General features: G+C 63.1%; 9 protein-coding genes. 2 read left to right on the top strand and 7 right to left on the bottom strand.

Going from position 1 to position 18,570, the window contains the following annotated elements:
• Nucleotides 1-312: 312 nt before the first annotated feature.
• Complete coding sequence (locus tag QRN51_RS17040) at nt 313-1,443, bottom strand: LAGLIDADG family homing endonuclease (protein ID WP_284991022.1); 1,131 nt, start codon at nt 1,441-1,443, stop codon at nt 313-315.
• 893 nt (nt 1,444-2,336) lie between these two features.
• Between QRN51_RS17040 and QRN51_RS17035 the strand changes: the two genes are divergently transcribed.
• Nucleotides 2,337-3,074 carry an HNH endonuclease gene (locus QRN51_RS17035; RefSeq protein WP_284991021.1) on the top strand — a complete coding sequence of 246 codons (738 nt, stop codon included), beginning with the start codon at nt 2,337-2,339 and terminating at the stop codon, nt 3,072-3,074.
• 423 nt (nt 3,075-3,497) lie between these two features.
• On the opposite strand, the gene QRN51_RS17030 is transcribed toward QRN51_RS17035, so the two are convergent.
• From QRN51_RS17030 to QRN51_RS17015, 4 genes are all read right to left on the bottom strand, one after another.
• Nucleotides 3,498-4,142 carry an RNA-guided endonuclease InsQ/TnpB family protein gene (locus tag QRN51_RS17030; protein ID WP_284991072.1) on the bottom strand — a complete coding sequence of 215 codons (645 nt, stop codon included), beginning with the start codon at nt 4,140-4,142 and terminating at the stop codon, nt 3,498-3,500.
• A gap of 150 nt (nt 4,143-4,292) precedes the next feature.
• A complete protein-coding gene (locus tag QRN51_RS17025; protein WP_284991019.1) occupies nt 4,293-7,280 on the bottom strand; it encodes a DUF499 family protein in 2,988 nt (995 codons plus the stop codon).
• A 43-nt stretch (nt 7,281-7,323) separates the two neighbouring features.
• Nucleotides 7,324-10,059, bottom strand: coding sequence for a hypothetical protein (locus tag QRN51_RS17020; protein WP_284991018.1), 2,736 nt, complete (start codon nt 10,057-10,059; stop codon nt 7,324-7,326).
• Nucleotides 10,056-13,025: a helicase-related protein gene (locus tag QRN51_RS17015; RefSeq protein ID WP_284991017.1), complete on the bottom strand. Its 2,970-nt coding sequence runs from the start codon at nt 13,023-13,025 to the stop codon at nt 10,056-10,058. Before QRN51_RS17015 ends, QRN51_RS17020 begins: the two co-directional genes overlap by 4 nt.
• Nucleotides 13,026-13,705: 680 nt before the next feature.
• Here QRN51_RS17015 and QRN51_RS17010 point away from each other — a divergent pair.
• Nucleotides 13,706-14,401 carry an SOS response-associated peptidase gene (locus QRN51_RS17010; protein ID WP_284991016.1) on the top strand — a complete coding sequence of 232 codons (696 nt, stop codon included), beginning with the start codon at nt 13,706-13,708 and terminating at the stop codon, nt 14,399-14,401.
• Nucleotides 14,402-14,924: 523 nt separating this feature from the next.
• Here the strand turns inward: QRN51_RS17010 and QRN51_RS17005 are convergent.
• Both QRN51_RS17005 and QRN51_RS17000 read right to left on the bottom strand, forming a co-directional pair.
• Nucleotides 14,925-18,161 carry a DNA polymerase III subunit alpha gene (locus QRN51_RS17005; protein WP_284991071.1) on the bottom strand — a complete coding sequence of 1,079 codons (3,237 nt, stop codon included), beginning with the start codon at nt 18,159-18,161 and terminating at the stop codon, nt 14,925-14,927.
• Entirely contained in the window at nt 18,162-18,449 is a 288-nt protein-coding gene (locus QRN51_RS17000; protein WP_284991015.1) for a DUF6504 family protein, read from the bottom strand.
• Nucleotides 18,450-18,570: the final 121 nt, after the last annotated feature.

Below are 18,570 nucleotides of genomic sequence, written 5' to 3'. Positions count from 1 at the left end.
GAAGGGTTGTGGCAGTTCGAGCCGCCTGACACCAGAGGTAGGCGCGGCATGGAAGCCTTGGCACGCTGGCAGGCAGGGTCGATCTGGCCCGTAGGACTCGCCGTAAGACATCGGGAATGCCGCCAGGGTGCTGCACAACGTTGGAACGGCAAATGCGCGGATTGACCCCAGAGGCGGGTGTTGGCACGGAGACGCGAGGGCGTCTCCTGCCCTGCGCGACATTGGAGAGACGCAGGTGCCCGATGGTCCGCTTGCACATGGGAGCAGACGCACAGGCGTCCGAGCGGGCGGCGGGACGATCTCGCGTGTGTCCTAGAAGCCGCGTGTGAGGATGCCGCCCTCAACCTGGAACGATTGGCTACCGGTTTCGATGCCGAGCCCCTTCAAAGGGACCGATTCGACCGGCACTACGGACCGGATATACCGGCGTGACGCTATGCGCCCACCGGGAATGACGCGTGCCTGCTTCCGCCCGATCCGGGCGATCGGCTTGCCGTCAGCGACCTGGAAGACCGCCACCGACCCCGACGTACAGTGGTCACGCACGCTGGGTTTGTATCCCAGTGATCTAGCGATCTCGACAAAACCTTCGATGATGCGTCGGTTCGTGTTGGTGAAGTGAATCTGTCCTTTCTTGGGTGTGACGCTCCCGTCCGAGTCGACCATGCCCTGCAGCAGGGCACGGCGCTGCTCGGTGCCTGCGAAGAGGTAAAGGTCCGGGACATGCTTATTGCGCAACACTCCGAGCGTTCGCAAGCGCTGGAACAACGATTGGTCGATGGCGTCGCGGGAGGGCTTCTTGATATTCCTTATGTTAAGAAAATGGGAAAGGTTGTAGTCGTAGTAGACGGAGGACATCGTTTCGTAAGGGCGCATTGTGCCCACCAGGAGCGAAGTTACTTCCTCTATGTCTTGGCGGCCTACTGCAATGGCGCCGTTGGCAGCGTAACCGTCACCGAGCCAGTAGCCGAACAAGTACGGATCGACGGGAAGGCCAATGTCGTCACTGAGGCGGACGCCGTTGGGGATGCTGATCGCGGACCGGCGGTTGCCTTTCATGCGCGCAAGCTCCTCGGCCGAGACGGTTACTTCGACGAAGCCGTCGTCGTGGCCGTTGCGGGTCTCGACGGTCCACCGGTGTGAGGCCGACACCGTGACCTCTTGACCGTCGTCGAACGTCACCTCGTAGCATTTGAGGTCCTTGAAGACGGGAGTCGCCATGACGACCCGTTGTGGCTTGCCTCGGCCATCATAGACGAAATGGCCAATAGTGAGATCGGCCAGCGACTTCCAGCCGAAAGGGGTGGCTATGCGTTGAGTGAGGGCCAGAAGGTCGGAAACTTGAGCCAGATTGTCAGCGCCGGGTTGTGGGCGGACCACAGGGGCACCAGGACCGTTGAAGTCAGCGAATCCAGGTTCGCTTCGGATCGTCTCCACCGTCATGTTGTTCGTCCTCTCACCCAGCAATCTTTCATGTATCACCAGTGGAGCAGACAGGACTGACATTATTGCGCTCGGGAGATGGGTCCGCCATGGATCCTGTCGAGACTCTGCGCGGGCGCGGACGCCGATACAACGAAATGCCGTTACCGGCGAGTCGATACTTTCCCACGTTTGCGCACGGGCTTTCCTGGGGGCACCAGTTCGGATTCCGACGACCAATGCCCTCTTGCTCCAGGCGCCAGCCGCTTGTCGACAGTTCCGTCCCTCAGGCACCATCCTCGGGGCCGCTGTGGGTAGCCTGAGGAGGGCATTTTCTAACGACGGTGGTGGCGCCCTGTCCTCCAATGGCCTTGGAACCTGAACTGTTAATGGAATGGCTCCTGCCGCGCCGACTACGCAGCCTGCATGGTGCATCGGCGGAGCTCGTCCCACCCCGACCGGATGGGACCCCCGGCGGCGCAAAGATCACGCTGCACGTGGCCCGCGTTCGTCCACGGTGGGCGTGGCGACGAACGGTATCCGGCTGGGTGTTTGCAATTGGTACCATCGAGGCCCAACCGATTGCTGGGAGTACGACGGCCCTGGCGCCGTCCGCCGGCCCGGGAACGGCCCCCTCCTGGAGGCACTTCATGGTGCCTGCGGAACCCCACCAACACTGGTGAGCGATTGTCGCCATGGGCCAGGTAGCACGGAGCCTCCTGGATTGCACCTCCGAACGGCCCCGCTTTTGCCCTAACTCATCCAGTGGCCAAACCAGCCATTCGTGTCCTGATCCCGTGTTTTCAGTGGGTCGACGACGAGACGGTAGCATGTGGGTGCGGAGTTATATAGGACAGGTGAGGCAGGAAATGGGAAGGCCCAAGGCACAGTACGGTCGCAGCTGCACTCGCTGCATGAGCACGCTTCCACGGCATGAGAAACCTCGCCCCCACTACGCCAACGGGCTCTGTGAAATGCACTACCGCCAGGAGCGACGCAAGAAGCCGGAATGCAAGGCCGCGGACTGCAAGGCACGACTAAAGCCAGCGCACTCCCGCCAAGGCTACTGCAGGATGCACGAGCACCTGCTGCTGAAGGAACCACTGCGCAAGCCGGAAGCCATCGACCGCACTCTCGACAACTTCCTTGCGGGTATCACGCCTACCCTCTCCGGCCTCCCGGGTTTGTTTGGGTGCTGGCCATGGACGGGGCGGCGTAACAAGGTCGCCCTCGGGTCGAGCGGGGAACCGGTTGGGTACGGAGTCATCAGCATCGGAAACCATGACTGGCTCGCACACCGCTACTCCTACGGAAATTTCATCGGCGGTCACCGCAATGGCCTGACACTTGATCACGTCTGCAGGAACTCGCTGTGCGTTCGCCCCGATCACCTCATGCCCATGACCCAACGCCGCAACAGTGAACTGGAACACCGGCGAGCACTGGACGATCCTGAAGCGGTCCTTCGGGACCTTGCGAAGATTCCGGAAATGCGTATGGAAACAATGCTGTGGGCGATGCTTAACGGCCTGCCTATTAGCCGTGCCACTCCTGGCGGCAAACCCTTCGCTTACGGGCTGGACGGCGAGCCGTTCAACCACAGGAGTGGCCCCGCCGAGTTCCCCGCCGTCGCCGAACTGTTCCGTACGTGAGCGGCACACATAGGCCCTCGTGGGCGTTCTGCCACCTGCAAACACCAGACCCCGCGCCTCAGGGGTCATACCGTCCGCACGGCAACCACAAAAGGGAAACCACGCTCGGCGGGGATGTCGGCCTGGTGTTCTCGGGCTACTTTTCCCAGATATGGAAACGCTGTCGGTGGAGCACTACTTCCATGGAGGAGACAATGGACCCCGACCTGATTCCCGAGGATCTTCCCGGCTACTAGACGCCACGTCCCATCTGCTCGCGGGTACGGCTACGCCCGGTGGGCTAGGAGATCCCCCGGCTGGGGGAGGGACTTCAGGACGGCTGTGACATTCCCGGAAACGGGGATTTCAGGATGGCTGTGACATCTCCCTTGCTGGGGGATTTCGGCTGTGACCTCCCCGCACGCGGGATTCTCGTGACCTGGCTTACGCCGTGTCCCGCAGGACCAGCCCGGCCCTGAGTATGTTCGTCGCCGCATTGACGTCGGCATCGTCCCGGTGCCCGCACGAAAGGCAGAGGAAATCCTTGCCGTTCCGGTTGGCCGCGTCCCGGTGCCCGCATGCACTGCAGGTCTGGGACGTGTAGGCGGGATCGACCTGGATGAACTCACGCCCGGCACTTTCAGCCTTGGCGCTAATCATGTTCAGGAAGATTCCCCAGCCTGCATCGAGAATGGATCGGTTGAGCCCGGTCTTTGCGCGCCCTCCGTTGGGTTCGTGGCCCCCGGCTCCGTCGGGCCGGGGTGCCGGCCGGCGGGTCATTGCGGCGGTGTTGAGCTTCTCGGCCACGATGATGTCGTAACCCTCCACGAGGCGCCGAGCCGCCTTGTGGAGATAGTCATGCCGCTGGTTTTGAGCCTTCCGGTATAGGGCGAAGACCTTACCCCACGCCTTGTAGCGGCGTCTCGACCCGCGCTTGCACCGGGCCACCGCCCGCTGGGCGGCGGCAAGCTTGGCCCCGATCGCCCTCCCATAGGCCGGGTTGTCAATCTTCTCGCCGAGCGACGTATACGCAAGGCCGTTGGGACCGGTGGCGAGGTCGATCCCAACCACGGCACCGGTCTTCGGCAGTGGGGCCTGGATAGTTCATCCAGCCGTGGTCCTTGCATTGCGCTTTACTCGTAGGATTGCTGTTGTCGTTGATCACCGACACCGTGCCGTCGGCGGAGTCGGTGACGTAAATGGTGTCTGTTCCCGGATCAATAGCTACCCCCTGAGCGTCTATAGCTCCTTGCTGGTCGCATTAATTCCGAGTTGTTTCAGGTGGTCTTGGATGGTTTCCGCCGATTCCGCTCGCATTACTAGCTGAAATGTGCCCTGCAGGTAGCTGATTTGCCGTTCATCGAGTGCCATGTAGAAGGCGCGGAATAGGTCAGCAAACCCGTCAGCGCTGTCTGCGCTGGCCAGGAGGTTGCTGGTGAACGAGAACGCAACTTGCTTGTCTTTGGCTGGAGTATCCACCTCGCCGCCGGTGGAGGGGGCTGGACCGCCGCCGGTCGAGGTCGTCGGTCTGGGGTCAGAGGTTGATTCTCCGCCAGCAGCCGGTCCACGGGTTACGGTGTCGGCCCCGAAACCTGCAGCTTTAGCTTGGCCCGCATCGCCGTAGTCGTTGTGTGCGGGCTGGGGCTTGGCGAGCCGGAGCCCTGTGCTGGCGAGGTTGACTTGGTGGGGCGATGTCACCGCCACTTCCGTACCGGCCCCGTCGACCACGGTCAGCGTGCCTTCGCTCACAGCATCATAGATGGCCTGCTGGAGATCACGGTCTCCGGCGTACAGCAGAGGCAGCCTTGGTGCGCTGTAGAACGCCGCACGGATGTCCGACAAGGTGCGCCCGTAGTCCTGATCCCGCAGGTTGTGCAACAACGCCTTGGAGCCGAACTGGGCAGAGTCGAAAACTTTGTCGCGCGCCGCGAGGCCCTTCCATACGATCGTGCCGTCGAGTGCAGTGAAATTGTCGTCCTCGAAGGTGAGCTGGTCGAGGTAGCGCGCTCCGTCGGGATCGGGCTGGGCCAGGTAGGCGACGTGCTGATAGGCCCGCTTGAGCGCCTTCTCCAATTGCTCGCGGGCATTGGCGAATTCCTTGGTACCGGTGGCCTTCAAGTCTTCATCGGCTTGGACCTCGGGTGCGGCGAGCGCCTTCTGCCTAGCTAGATACTCTGTGGCGACCCCGCGGACCAGACTGCGGCGCTGCGTGTTCACAACGGCAAACACCGCGCTGCTCGCCCACTGCACCGGCAGCTGCTGCGCTCCCTCCCCAAGTCCCATCGCAACGGTGAGCGCCTCGAGGGTGTCCGCCTCCATCCCATTGCGCAGGCTGTACTGCGCGGGATCAAGTACGATCAGCCGGGTTACATACGCGGTGTCCAGGCCTGCGGTCGAGAGCACCTCGGCCGGAGGTCGGTCTGATTCGGCCCTCACAAACTTGAGTTCGCGGAATGGCCCGCTGCCGGCGAGCTTCTGAGCGAATTCTGCGATTACCTGATCCCGTTCACCTTCGGTGATGGTGCGGCGGATGTTGTTGACGAGCATCCGGTGGGTCAGCCGCGTGGATAGCCAGTAACGGGCCGGTTTGTTGTTGCCCTGTCCCGGGACGATGTCGAGCGCGCTCATCCCCCGATCGGGATTGACCAACTCGTCGACCACGCTGTCCGCGTCTGTGACCGTGTAGCCTACGTCTGGGACACCGGTGGCGGCTTTAACCTCCGGTGCGCTGGCCCCGCGGCCGCGACCTGGTCGCAAGGTACCGACGATGCTGGCGAGGAAAATGAAGGTTGCCGCGCGTTCAGCGGCACGGGGGTTGGTCTCGTTCCAAACGCTTGCTGCGCGCTCGGCGTCCTGGCGTCGTGCTGTCCCGCTGCTGCTGTCGTGATTAACGACCTCGATCTCAGCCAAGCTGCGGTAGTTTGCGATGGTGCGCTCATCCTCGACGAGGCCGCTGCCCAGAATGGCTTCCCTGACCACACTGTCCGACAGCGGCAGGTCGCCTGGACCGATAAGAGCCGGTACCCACTGCCCTGCCTTGCCCCGCTCCTGCTGTGCATATACCGTGGCTGCGAAGATCCGGATCGTTGACCGCACGCGCTGGAAGCCGGTGACCTTGCTCCATTCCTCCTTAGCCAGACTCATGAGCATCGGATGGAACGGATAGCAAGCTGCAACGTCATCGGCCCAGCGACGCCGCCAGTCAGCCCCGATCGGCTCCCAGACGTGCTTGGTCCATGACTTGTCCCTCAGGACCTGCTCATAGAGATTGGCGGTTGCCGTGAGGACCTCCGCGGCGGGTTCGGCATCGAAGAGTCGCCGTCGCAGGATGTCAGCGAAGTCACCGACCTCGGTGACAGTGGCCGGCAGGCCGTTCCGCTCCAGCAGGCTGTTTAGATCGTCGCGGCGGTCCTGCGCTCCGCGAGACAGGGCCGTCTTGTCGGTATCCGATGCGATCATCACCACCAGCATGGCTACGTGCGGAACGTCGTTGATGACGTCCAGCAGGGCTCGCAGAAATGCGATGTCTTGAGCCGCCAGGTCGGGTTTATTTGCGCCATCCAACCCGTTCCCGATGTAGTCGAGAACCTCATCGACGATGATCAGTACCGGGCGGTTTACGGCTCGAATGGCCTCAGCGATCTTGTGCTTGTCGCTCCAGAACTGTTGGTAGCGCTCGAATAGCGAATAGTCCTTGGAGAAGAGCCGCCAAAGGAACCGTTCGTAGAGGTTGATAGCGGGGCCGTCGAGCTCCTTTACACCCGCACCAGGCGTCATGTTGTCGCATGGCAGCACAACCACATGCGGTCCGTTTAGGTCGCTGGCGAGCGCTCGGCCCATTTTGGCCTTCGCCCGGTCCGCGACTCTCTGGCCTAACTCGGTGCGCAGTAGGGCTTCAGGGTTGGCTGCGAGGTGGAATGCGCCAATGCACGCATGCGATTTACCGCCACCCATTCCTTGGTCGAGTCGGGTCACTGCTCGGGCCTTGAGGTAGTCGTCTCCGCCGCCAATGCGCACGGCGATCTCAGTGAGCAGGTCGGTGAGCCGTTCGGTGGGGTGGGTGATGTCGCCATAGTAGCCGGCATCAGCGTACGGTGGCCGGTCTCCACCTGTTCCGTGCACCGCCCGGAACAGCGACATCTGGACGTCGTCGATCTGACCGGTGGCGCTTAGAATCTCCTGACGGATCTTCAGGGCCTTCCACCAGGGCGTCACGCTCGTGCTCATAGTGGACCTCTCAACTTGCGCTCGTAGGGTGTAGTCATAGTCATCAGAACAGGCTTAGCTGTGAGTCGAGTCGCTTTTCTCGTGCGTTCTTGTAGTTGTTGGTGGCGACGGCCTCTGCGGCGTTCCCGATGCCCGACTTGGTCCGCAAGACTCGGGTGAACGCGACCGAGTCTGAGTCATTGTCAGGGAGCCGGTCAGCCAGGAACTGCACAGCAGCCCACAGATAGGGATCCTCTGGGTTCCGATCTGCCGCGACGAGCACAGAACCCATCGCTTCCAGTCCGTCCTCCGATGCGGCCGCGAGCGCGAGTGCGACGTCGATGACCGCGGAGTCGGCGTCGATCTTCCCATTGAACTGGTTGGAGGAGATAAATCGCACGCCCTTGTCTGCATCGGGTACGAGGTCCCGCACGGCGTCGAGATCGAGCGACGAAGCTAGTGCCTGCCAGCGCAACTCAGACTTTGCCTGTCCCTGGCGGCCGTAAAGCCGTACCCACCACAACACGAACCGCGTGCGGGCGTCGAAGGTCTCCAGCGGCTGGTGATTAATCTCAACTGCCATGGCCTCTTGAACGGCGGCTCGAGCGAGCGGCAGGAAGGTGTAGATGTCGACTAGGTCGCCCTTGACATCAAGAACCTGGCTGTATCGGCCGACCACTTCCATTGCTGGCCCTGCCGCGGCCATGAGCATGTCGGCCGGCGCCAAGCCCCACCTCTCCCAATCTGGGTAGCGACGCTTCACCTCTGCCTTTATCTCGGCTTCGACCGCACCCTTCCGTCCCACCGGTCTGTTCGGGGGAGCCGGCCGACAAGCCATCGTCAAGGTGGTCTGGATGTTGGCAGCGCCCTTCTGGCCTCCGCTCTCGGTGTTCGCCGGCCACGAGCCGGTCATAACTAGACCAGCCTGCTCGATGCTCGAAAGGAGCCGTTGCCACACCTCGGGTTCTCCATGACCAAACACGATGGTGACGATCCCGTCCTCGCGCACTACGCGTCGCATTTCCCGAAAAGCCATTCGCATGCGGGAGTCATAGAACTCTTGAGTGCGGTGGTCCGTTAGGCCTTCCTTTTTTGCCCGGAACTTCTTCACGATGATCTCGTCGGACTTATCCTGGGCGCCATGCTTGTCTGCGGTGAAGGCCAAGTCTGGTCGGGCAGTCGCCAAGGCACGTCGGGCCCAGGCGAAGAACAGATCCGATGTATCGGCGTACGCGATCATCTGGTCGTAAGGCGGGTCTGTGACCACCACGTCCACGTGAGCGGACGGGTACGGCATTGCCGTTGCGGAGCCTCGTGCCACATCCGCCGGACAACCAGGCTTTCTGGGCATGAGGTTGGCGAGCGTTGAAACGGTACCGTCAGTCATGGACTCCCAGCTACCGGCGCCCCCGTAGCAGGCGGTTTCAAAGAAGTCATACGAGAATGCGATCGAAGATTCGTTGATGAAGATTCCCGCTACTTCGAGGGTGCCCCGGTCTCGCGAGCGCAGCCATGCACCACGAGTGCTGTAACGCAATTTACGAACGATGGTCGCGGTGCAATACGACGCCAAAGCGGACGCATACTCGTCCGAGACGTGCCCCGTCATTTCCTGGTACATCGTATCGACAATTCGACATAGCCGGACGAACGATAATGACTGGCGGTCACACATTAGGTCGCCAAACGTATTCGCACCGTAGAGCGAAGGCTGGATGACGCTTCCATTGCCGGGTGCAATACCTTCGTCGGGTACAGCAGACAGTCCGTTGGGGAAGTCTGGCTCTGAGACAAGTTGATCGGCTGCGACTTCGGCCGCGGCGCGGTCTTCCGATGTTGCCGGATGGATCGTCTTGTCCTCGAGCACCACGGCCAGCAAGGCATCCCGCCCTAGACCTTCAGCTGCCATTCGTCGATGCTGAGCGGTTGGGTGAACGTTTTTGCAGAACGGGCAGATCGCGCTCTTGCCTTGAATCTTTCGGCCGTTAGCGTCAACGGCATTGACGAGCGTTGGAGTTGCTCGCGGAGGCCCGGGATGAATCTCGACCTCGAAGCCAACCCCGTCATCGGACGGTGAAATCCGCATGGCGACGCCACGATCGGCTTCCCCGTAGTCACCCCTCTTGGCACTGGGCTTCTTGAGTTCCAATGAGCCGACCAGTGGAAAACGTCGTCCGCACTCCGCGCAAGGCAGGGTGACGGCCCAGAGGTATCCCCAGGGGTTACTACGCCGCGTTACCGGATAGAACGGGTTCATCGCCTCCGTGAAGCGTCTTCCCACCTCGCGGAGAGTGGCCTCGACGTCTCGCAGTAGGCGTGGCCGGTCATCGTAGAGATTTGAATTGGTTACTTGGAAAGGGAGCTCTGGTTCGTGGTCCCAGTCTCGAAACGGAAAGTCGATGAGTGTTCCGCTGGCTAACGCCGCGACAGGAAGGTAGTCCAAGGCGAGGGCCCTAAATCCGAGGCGAGCAGCCTCCAAAGGGATCATGCCACGGCCGCTGAATGGGTCTAAGAGGGTCACGCCCTGGGGATTCGCCTGGGAGATCTCGCTCCTGATCTCTTCCCAGGATGAATAGCGACCAGTCATCGCCTGGCGTACAAGATCCTGGAGGCGCTTCTGCTCGACCTCATCTTCAGGCCAGGGCAGGAGGGAACAGATGACTGCGGCCTTGGCTTGAGCTACCGGGCGAGCCGCGAACCAGGTGAAGAGACTTCGCTCCTGGCTCCCGGACCCCCAACCCCGCGTGCTGTTGTCAGAGACTTCGGCGCTGGGGAACCAGCGTTCGATCATTCGGGTCATGCGTTGCTCCCGGGGGCGTTCTTGAGGCTGCTGCCGGCAACGCGGAAGATCGCGGTCCCGGTCATATCGGTGGCGAAGAGCGTGGCGGGGTCCTCGTAAGCGCCGAAGAACCGGCCCTTGCTGTCGGCACACTGGTCGACGACATAGAGCCAGTAGTCCTTGCGGTACTGCGTGGCGATGAGGACTTCGTTGCCGGTCATCCGGATGCCGTCGCTGCCGGCGTTACCGAGTACACCCTTGACCTCGACGTGCCGGATCTGGCTGTTGCGCCGTGCCTCGAGGTCGTAGCCGCGTCCCTCGGTGTGGACGTCCTCGACGACCCATCCGTCGTCCTCCAAGAGCTGTTGGATGTGCTTCATCGAGACGAGTTCGGCATCGATCTCCTCTGAGAGGCTGACGTCGGCTGCGGGGAGGGCCCGAATCCGACCGATTAGCTTTGGCTCGGTCAATTGGACGTTGCCCAGCCGTTCGAGCTCCTCAAGCCGCTGGGCGGTCTGGGTCTGGAGCCGGCGCCGCAGCGCGACGCGGTGATTCCTGTCTTGGATGCTCTCAGTGAGGTTCAGCGGGAGGTTTGTCAGGTCTTTTCGGGCCTGGGCGAACCAGTCGGAGCGAACTTTGCGGTGCTCGGCTATTGTGGCTTCGGCGACCTCTAGGGCCGTCTCGAGCGCTCGGCCCGCTCTGGCCGGATGGGCTCCTGTACCATGCTGATCGGTCGGCACCAGGTTGGCCAGCGTCTCCCATCGAACGGCCCGGGCATTCCCGCTGTCATCTACCTTGATCAGGGTTGCCCACACGCTGGCGCGCTGGCCGTCGCTCTCTGTCATGGTGGCTTCATAGGCGTACAGGTCGTACGGGGTCAAACTGGTCGGGTCGGCGGCCGCTCCGGACTGGTGAAGATCCTCAGTCAGGTCCCTTGCCGCTAGGTCAATTAGGTCGTTGAACCCTGGCTCGCCAGGACCCAGTGTGATGGTGTCGCCGACGTCGATGCTTTCCTCCGCCTCGCGAACGGCATCACCGCTGGTCGCAACGTGGACCTGGGAACCGCCTTCGAGGCTAGCGGGGAACTTTCCCGATGGGAGGGTAAGGCGCCGGAATCCCGGGCCCGCCGCGGTCGGCGCCACCCTCAGCACTCCCGCTTGCGCGAGCCGGTCGAGGTACGCCTCAACGATTGCCGGGTTGATCCGAGCGAACAGGTCACGCTGAAGCAGGGTCAGGGCGGCGACGGCATCGACTTGACTGGCCAGCCGCCGCTCGTTGTCGCGAACCTGCCGAGCCACTCGGGTGAAGTCCTGGGCTTGGATTGCCTTGGCGGCGTCTATTGCTTGCTGCTTCTTGGTTTCGTCGTTGCCATACAGGGCTGAGAGCCACTTGTCGTAGTCGACGCCGGTGATCTCGGCGACCGCGGAGAGGCTGTCGAACATCTGGCCGCGAAGCTCGTTAGCGGCCGTGACGAAGTTGTCCAACAGCCGTAGAAGGGTCTCGCCTTCGCGAGTGTCGGTGGCGACAAGGTTGTAGAGATAAACATCGCGGTGCTGCCCGACGCGGTGAATTCGGCCCATGCGCTGTTCGAGGCGGACGAGCGACCAAGGGATGTCGTAGTTGACCAGGACGTGCGCGGCTTGCAGGTCGATGCCCTCGTTGCCGGCGTCAGTGGTGACGATGACCTGGAACTCGCCCCGCATGAATGCCTTGCGCACCTCGTCGCGTTCGGGTTTGCTCTGCCTGCCCGAGTAGAGCTTAGCGGTAAATCCCTCGTCCTCGAGACGGTGGGCGATCCATTCGGCCGAGTCAGCGTACTCCGTGAACACCACAGCCTGCTCGCTGTTGCCGGGGTGGATGCCGTGCTTGACCAGGCAATCGTCGGTCAGTCGCTTCCACTTCGAAGGCTGCCAAGCCTGACTGCTGAGGGTGGCTTCAATCTGGTCGACGAGGGTTTTGATCGCGGAACGCTCTGCTTTTGTAGACGTCGACCCGGTGTGGACTACCTTTGCCTCGTCCACTTCGGTCTCGTCGCCTTGGCCGTCGCTTTCGGCGACAAGCGCAGCCTCGGCTTCACTCATCTCACCCATGTGCTGGTGGCGTCGTTTGAGGGTTTCGGCAAGGGCGTGCAGGCTCGAGGCGGCCCGCTTGCCGTACACCATTCGCGCTAGCGGCTGCGCTGTCGCCGGGAAGAACCGGTCGACCATCTCGAGTGATGCTTGGTAATACCCGTACTCAACAGCTGAGAGCGGGATGCTGTGGTTGTGAGCGGCGCGACCCTTGAACAGCCGGGTCTTCCCGTCGTAGTCAACCAGGTCCTCCTTCATTCGGCGTAGGAAGTGGATTGGTCCTGGCCGCAGAGCGCTGAGCTCAACGGTCGGATCGTTGCCAGGGTCTGGATAAATGCCGGGATCCACGAGGTGAAGCAGATGCCGGAAGAGCCACTCTTTACCTCGGTGCGGAGTGGCGGTCATGAGCAGCGCCCGCGGAGTGTTCTTGGCAAGCAGCCGCCCGACCTGATGGAAGCCCGCCGCAGTAGGGGTGAGCCGGTGAGCTTCATCGAAGACGACCAAGTCCCATCCGGCCTTGTCAGGCCGGATCGCGTCTTGCACCGCAGGGTTAACGGCCGATAGCTCGAGGGAGACCACCCAGAGGTCATTGGAATTCAGTGCATCCTCGCGGACCGTAGCGGAAGTGAGCTGCCGAAGACCGCCGCCAAGGAGTCGTTGGAAGTCGTCGACCCATTTCGTAGCCAAGTTGGCAGGGCACACGATGATGGCCCGCTTCACCAAGCCCAATCGCTGCATTTCGCGTATGTAGAGGCCCGCCATGATCGTCTTGCCGGTGCCCGGCTCGTCGGCGAGCAGGAAGCGCAGACGCGGCTGGGGCAGCATTGCACCATAAACAGCAGTGGTCTGGTGTGCATACGGCTTAAGAGGTGTCGAGGCCATCGCGCTGGTATCCGCGTTGGCTGCCGCTGCGGCCATCCAAAGGCTCCACATCGCTGCAAGAACTCGCGCAGATGGAGCGCGGCCATCTTGATGGAGCTCCATGACGCCCGCGGGACTCCCCACATCGAAGCGGTGAAGACTCCCCGATTCATCCCTTGCAAATATGACAAACTTACCCGAGGACTGGGGGACGATCATATCGACCGTCACGGGCCCTAAGCCCGGGTGCTCGGCCAATCGGACCCGGGCACCAGCTTGCGGCCAAGACTCAGACATGGGCATACCCGAACACGTCGTACTTACTTGGTGTAAAGCGGCAGGCCGGCATCATGAAGGCCCAAACGTTCCTGGGGAACTCCTCGACGCAGCATGTTTTAGCGGAAGCGGTCATCCCCTGTTGCCCTCCCTCGAATCTAGATGTCGCGCCATCAATCAACGCGTCGGCCAGCCACGCAAGGACAAAACAGTCAGGGGATTCTAGCTCCCAGCCGCATCGCCAGCCCACATCCAGCACTTTGTGAGGATATGGCAATTCGGGGTGGGGAGCAAAGTAGCCTGGCTCGGCCCACAAAAGTCAATAAGGCGGCGCAAGGCCGGGGCTTGAAGAAAGGCCGCCGCAGCGCATTGCCAGATCCTCACCCTGAAAGGCCAGCAGGGCTGCCGGCCATCGGCGGAAGAACCGGATACGCGATAATGGGCCCAGGTGTGGACGGTACGTGGTCTCCAAATCGACAGCCGATCTGATGGCTGCCTTCAACATCAATGAGTCTTATGTCGATGAGCTGCCGCCCTCCTATAACGTCGGCCCGACTGACACCGTGCCATTGATTTTGGACCGGAGTTCGGGTGAGGGCGCCCCGGTGACGAGGAAACTGGTGACGGCCCGATGGGGTCTCGTGCCTTCGTGGGCGAAGGACCCAAAAGGCGGCGCCCGACTCATCAATGCCAGGATGGAAACAGTCACAGAGAAGCCGTCCTTCCGGAAGGCCGCCTCGGCAAGGCGTGGATTGCTTGTTGGCGATGGCTACTACGAGTGGGATAAAACGCCGGGCGGCGGAAAGATCCCGACCTACCTGCATGGCGCCGATGACCAGATCCTTGGATTCGCCGCGTTGTTCGAGAAGTGGCCCGATCCGTCCCTGCCCTCGAACCACCCGGACAAATGGCTACGGACCGCGACGATCATTACGACGGCTGCCCCGGATGCTCTTGGGCATATCCATGACCGGACGCCGCCGATCGTGCCGCAGGCGATGTATACGGATTGGCTGGATGCGGCGACGACCTCCGAGGCCGACGTCCGGGCCCTGCTGGATTCCATGCCCGAACCGCTCCTGGTGCCCAGGGTCGTGAGCGACAGGGTGAATTCGGTGAGGAACAACCGCCCTGAGCTGATCCAACCAGCCGCTTGAGGCAGATTGCAGGAGGTGGTGGTGGACGACGTGGAGCCGAAGTCTTTTGAGCTCACGGACGAGCAGATTGCTATTCTGCCTCGGTCCATGGGAGGCCCAAGGCGAAAGTCGCCGCGAAGGCCGGCTGGCCCAAAGGTCGATCTGCCGGAGACGCCGATCCCCAACGAGCAGATGAGCGATGAAATGTGGGCGGCTTGGGACTGGCCTGCCGATCATGCCGCGCTGCCGTCCAATGCGCGGAAGGCGGCTTTGGCCCTGTGGCGCAGGGACGGGAACATCTGCCAGGTCTGCGGGCTGAAAGTCGACATCACGCTCCGCAACCGGCACCCAAAGATGGCCAGCCTGGACCACATTATTCCCCTGGGCCGCTACGCCCCGAAGTGCGAAACCGATCACCTGAACGTAGCCGCTTGTTACGTCGGCTTGGCAGGAAGAGGCGGCCAAGCGGTTCCGTTGGTGAGGAAGGGACTACACCGGAGTCGTCCACAGGATGACCGGACAACATCGCCAGATCGTTCCCGGACTATGCCGACGCCGGCCTCTGGAGGCTGAGGGTGCCGAGGTCCCATGCGTTGCTGGCTTGGAGGGACATGCCTCGTGGGCCGGTGCGGCGGGTGGTGCCTTCGATGAGCAGCAGGTTGGTGGAGAACAGGATGGGCGGGGCGACTTTTTCCTGGGCGTCGCTGAAGAAGGTGGCGTCCACGCAGCCGGTGCCGTCGTCGATGCTGATGAAGACGACGCGTTTGCCGCCGCGCACGGGCGGGGTCTGGGTGGCGACCCGGATCCCCGCGACGAGGACTTTGCTTCCGTTGCGCAGGTTCAGGAGGTCTTGGGCTTTGGTGACGCCGAGCCGGTCCAGGACAGGCTGGTAGAAGTCGATCAGGTGGTGGGTGACGTCCAGGGCCAGGATGTCCAGCTCTTCCCGCGTGATCTGCATGTCCGTCAGTTCGGGCATGCCGGCCTGGATGGTGGGTGCGTCGATGGCCGGGAGCGGGAGGGCGAGCTGGCCGGGGATGACCTGCAGCCGTTTCGCGGTGCGGGTTGCCTGGTTCCGGGCGGCGATCGCCGGGCGCGTCCGTTTGGACTGCCCGGTGTACAGAGAATCCAGGGCACCGACGAGGGCCAGGCTTTGCACGGTGGATGCTCTCAGCCGTGCCCGTTCTTTCAGGTCGGCCATGGAATCGAAGGGCCGTTCGGTGAGGATCCTGTGGATTTCCCTGGCCTGGATGCCTTTCACGTCGGCCAGGGACATCCGGATCCCCAGCCGCCCGTCGGGGGTCGGTTCGGTGACGTATTCGTCGGTGGAGCGGTTGACGTCCAGGGGCAGGATCGGGATCCCGAGGCGGCGGGCTTCGGCGACGAGCAGGCGCTTGGGGTACATGCCGGGGTCATGGGTCCAGAGGCCGGCCATGAACTGGACCGGGTAGTGGGTTTTCAGCCAGGCCGACTGGAACGTGGGTTTGGCGAAGGCGGCCCCGTGGGCGCGGCAGAACCCGAAGGACCCGAAGCCTTTGACGACGCCCCAGACCTTCCCGGCCACCTCGGGTGGGTAGCCACGCTCAGCGGCTTTCTCGTGGAAGAACCTCTCGACGCCGGGGAGGCGGTCCTCGTCGGACAGGAAGCGCCGGAGCACGTCGGCGTAGGCGAGCCCGCAGCCGGTGAACGTGTCGATGATCCGCATGAGTTGTTCGTGGAAGACCACGATCCCGTAGGTGCTCCTGAGGAAGGGTTCCAGGTCCGGGTGGAGCTGTTCGACGGTTTCCCAGCCGCCGCGCCGGTTCAGGAAGGGCTTGACCATCTCGGCTTGCATGGGACCGGGGCGGAAGAGGCTGATGTCGGTGATCAGGTCATCGAACACGGCCGGCTGGAGTTTGCCGACGAGTTCGCGCTGGCCCGGGGATTCGATCTGGAAACACCCCAGCGTATGCGTGGAACGGATCAGCTCGAAGGTCGGCTCGTCATCCAGGGGCACCGCTTCGAGGTCGACGGTTTCACCGGTGGTGCGTTTGATTTCGGCGACGGCGTAGGCCATGGCCGACTGCATCCTGACGCCGAGGACGTCGAGTTTGATCATGCCCATCGGGTCCATGTCGTGCTTGTCGTACTGGGACATGGCCAGGCCCATCCCGGACGGCTGGACCGGGGTACGGTCCAGCAGGGAGGTGTCGGAGAGGATCACCCCGCAGGGGTGCATGGAGATATGGCGCGGGAGCCGGTCCAGGCGCTCGGTGATGTCCACGAGTAGGTCCAGTTGCCGGCTGCCCTCCACGCGTTCGGCCAGGTCCCTCAGTTCGGGTTTCTCGGCCATGGCCTCGCGGAAGTGGGAGGCGGAGAAGCGCCAGAGGTTCTTGGCGATCCCGTCGATGTCCTCCGGGTCCATGCCCAGGACCATGCCGGCGTCCCGGGCCGCGCCGCGGGCACGGTAGCCGGACTGCATCGACATGAGCGTGACCCGTTCCGGACCGAAACGGGCGAAGATCTCATGGTAGATGTCGTGCCGTCTCGCGGATTCGACGTCGATGTCCACGTCGGGCAGGGTCCGGCGCCGGGTGCTCAGGAACCGTTCGAAGAGCAGGTCGTGCCGGATCGGATCCACGAAGGAAATGCCCAGGGCGTAGTTGACCAGTGACCCGGCCCCGGATCCGCGGGCAGCGGAGCGGATGCCCATGTCCCGGATGAGCCGGGCGACCTCTGCCACGGTCAGGAAGTAGGACGCGAACCCGAGATCGGCGATGGTGTCCATCTCCAGCCGCAACCGGGACTCCACTACCTCCGATGCAGGAGTACCGGCGCCCGTGTAGAGGGTGTTGACCCCGGCCCGGGCCCGTTCCCACAGCACGGTGAGGGGGTCGCCGCTGATGCCGATGATGGAGGCTTCGGGCATGACCGGCACACCCCACCCCGCATCACTGACCGGATCGATCCGGCACCGGTCCGCCAACGCCTGCGTCTCCGACAACAAGGCTTTGGCGGCCGCGGCGCCTGCCTGGCCGACCGCCGCGATCTCAAAGGCGAGGGCCTCCATCATGGGTCCGGGTTTCAGCCAGGCCTGGGCCGTGGGCTGGACCCCGGTCTCATCGAGCCGGCGCAACGCCCGGGCGGCATCCAGAATGTCCGCGGTGATCGCCCCGTCAGGAAGAACATACCGGACGGCATTGCTCAGCACGGCCGCAACCTTGGCCCTGCCGGCGAGGCGGAGCATCCTGGTGGCATGGGTGTGGCTGAACGGCAGCCCGGGCGCGGACAGGTGGGAGACGACCTCGACCCGTAACGCGTCCCTAGGCAGGACGGACAGCCACTCCTCCATCAGGGCCATGCCGTCGCCCCGGGTCCCGACCTTGAGCCCGACGTCGGACAACGGCCCGAGCAGCACGGTCCCCACCGGTCCGGCATCTGCAAGAACATGCTTCGCGATCTCCGCCCGGGTCACCGCGACGGTCTTGCGGGCGTGAGCGGCCGAGACCAGCCGGCACAGGGCCGCGTAACCGGCGCCCTGGTTGTGTCCGTGGGCCAGGACAACGACCCGCCCGCCCACGCTCCCGTCAGCGTCGAGGACGGCGAGTTCGACGCCGAGGATCGGATCGATCCCGGCCGCGACGCAGGCACCGATGTGTTTGGGGATCCCGTAGAGCCCGTCGCGGTCGGTTACGGCCAGGGCGTCCGCGCCCCCGGCCTTCGCCGCGGCCGCCAGGGTGTCAGGCCAGTCCACCCCGTAATGGGCGGAAAACGCCGATGCAGCGTGCAAATGGGTAAACATGATCTAGCCGAGGATGCGGGCCAGCACCCAATCAGCGTCGTCACGGACCAGCTCGAACACCCGCTCGGCCGAACGGCCGCGGCCGGATGCCGTGATCCGCCAGGTCTCCGTCTCGAGGACCGGCGCGCCGATGCCCTTCTGGATACGGGACTGTTCCACCCACCACGGACGCCTGGTGTAGAACCGCAGAGGCGTCTCGGTGCTCCGGTACAGCCGGTCCCGCCACTCAAACCCCAGAGGGCAGCCGTCCGGGGTCGTCCGCACTACCACACGCTCGTCAACATCCAGCACTAGAACACACCTTCTAATAGAAGAACTATCAATAGAATATGCGTTCTACACTACGTGCCGCCACGGACAGTTTGAGAGGTTTGAGGAAGGAAAGCGAACCCGTGAAGAGCTCTCGGGCGAC

It is taken from the genome of Arthrobacter sp. efr-133-TYG-120 (assembly GCF_030209785.1).
GTDB lineage: Bacteria > Actinomycetota > Actinomycetes > Actinomycetales > Micrococcaceae > Arthrobacter.
Note: the sequence above shows the minus strand (reverse complement) of the source record. Positions and strands in the feature narration are given on the sequence as shown.

Excerpts from the sequence above, each read along its gene's own strand:
- QRN51_RS17040 (WP_284991022.1), bottom strand. The coding sequence starts at position 1,443 with ATGACGGTGGAGACGATCCGAAGCGAACCTGGATTCGCTGACTTCAAC.
- QRN51_RS17035 (WP_284991021.1), top strand. The coding sequence starts at position 2,337 with ATGAGCACGCTTCCACGGCATGAGAAACCTCGCCCCCACTACGCCAAC.
- QRN51_RS17025 (WP_284991019.1), bottom strand. The coding sequence starts at position 7,280 with ATGAGCACGAGCGTGACGCCCTGGTGGAAGGCCCTGAAGATCCGTCAG.
- QRN51_RS17020 (WP_284991018.1), bottom strand. The coding sequence starts at position 10,059 with ATGACCCGAATGATCGAACGCTGGTTCCCCAGCGCCGAAGTCTCTGAC.
- QRN51_RS17015 (WP_284991017.1), bottom strand. The coding sequence starts at position 13,025 with ATGGCCGCAGCGGCAGCCAACGCGGATACCAGCGCGATGGCCTCGACA.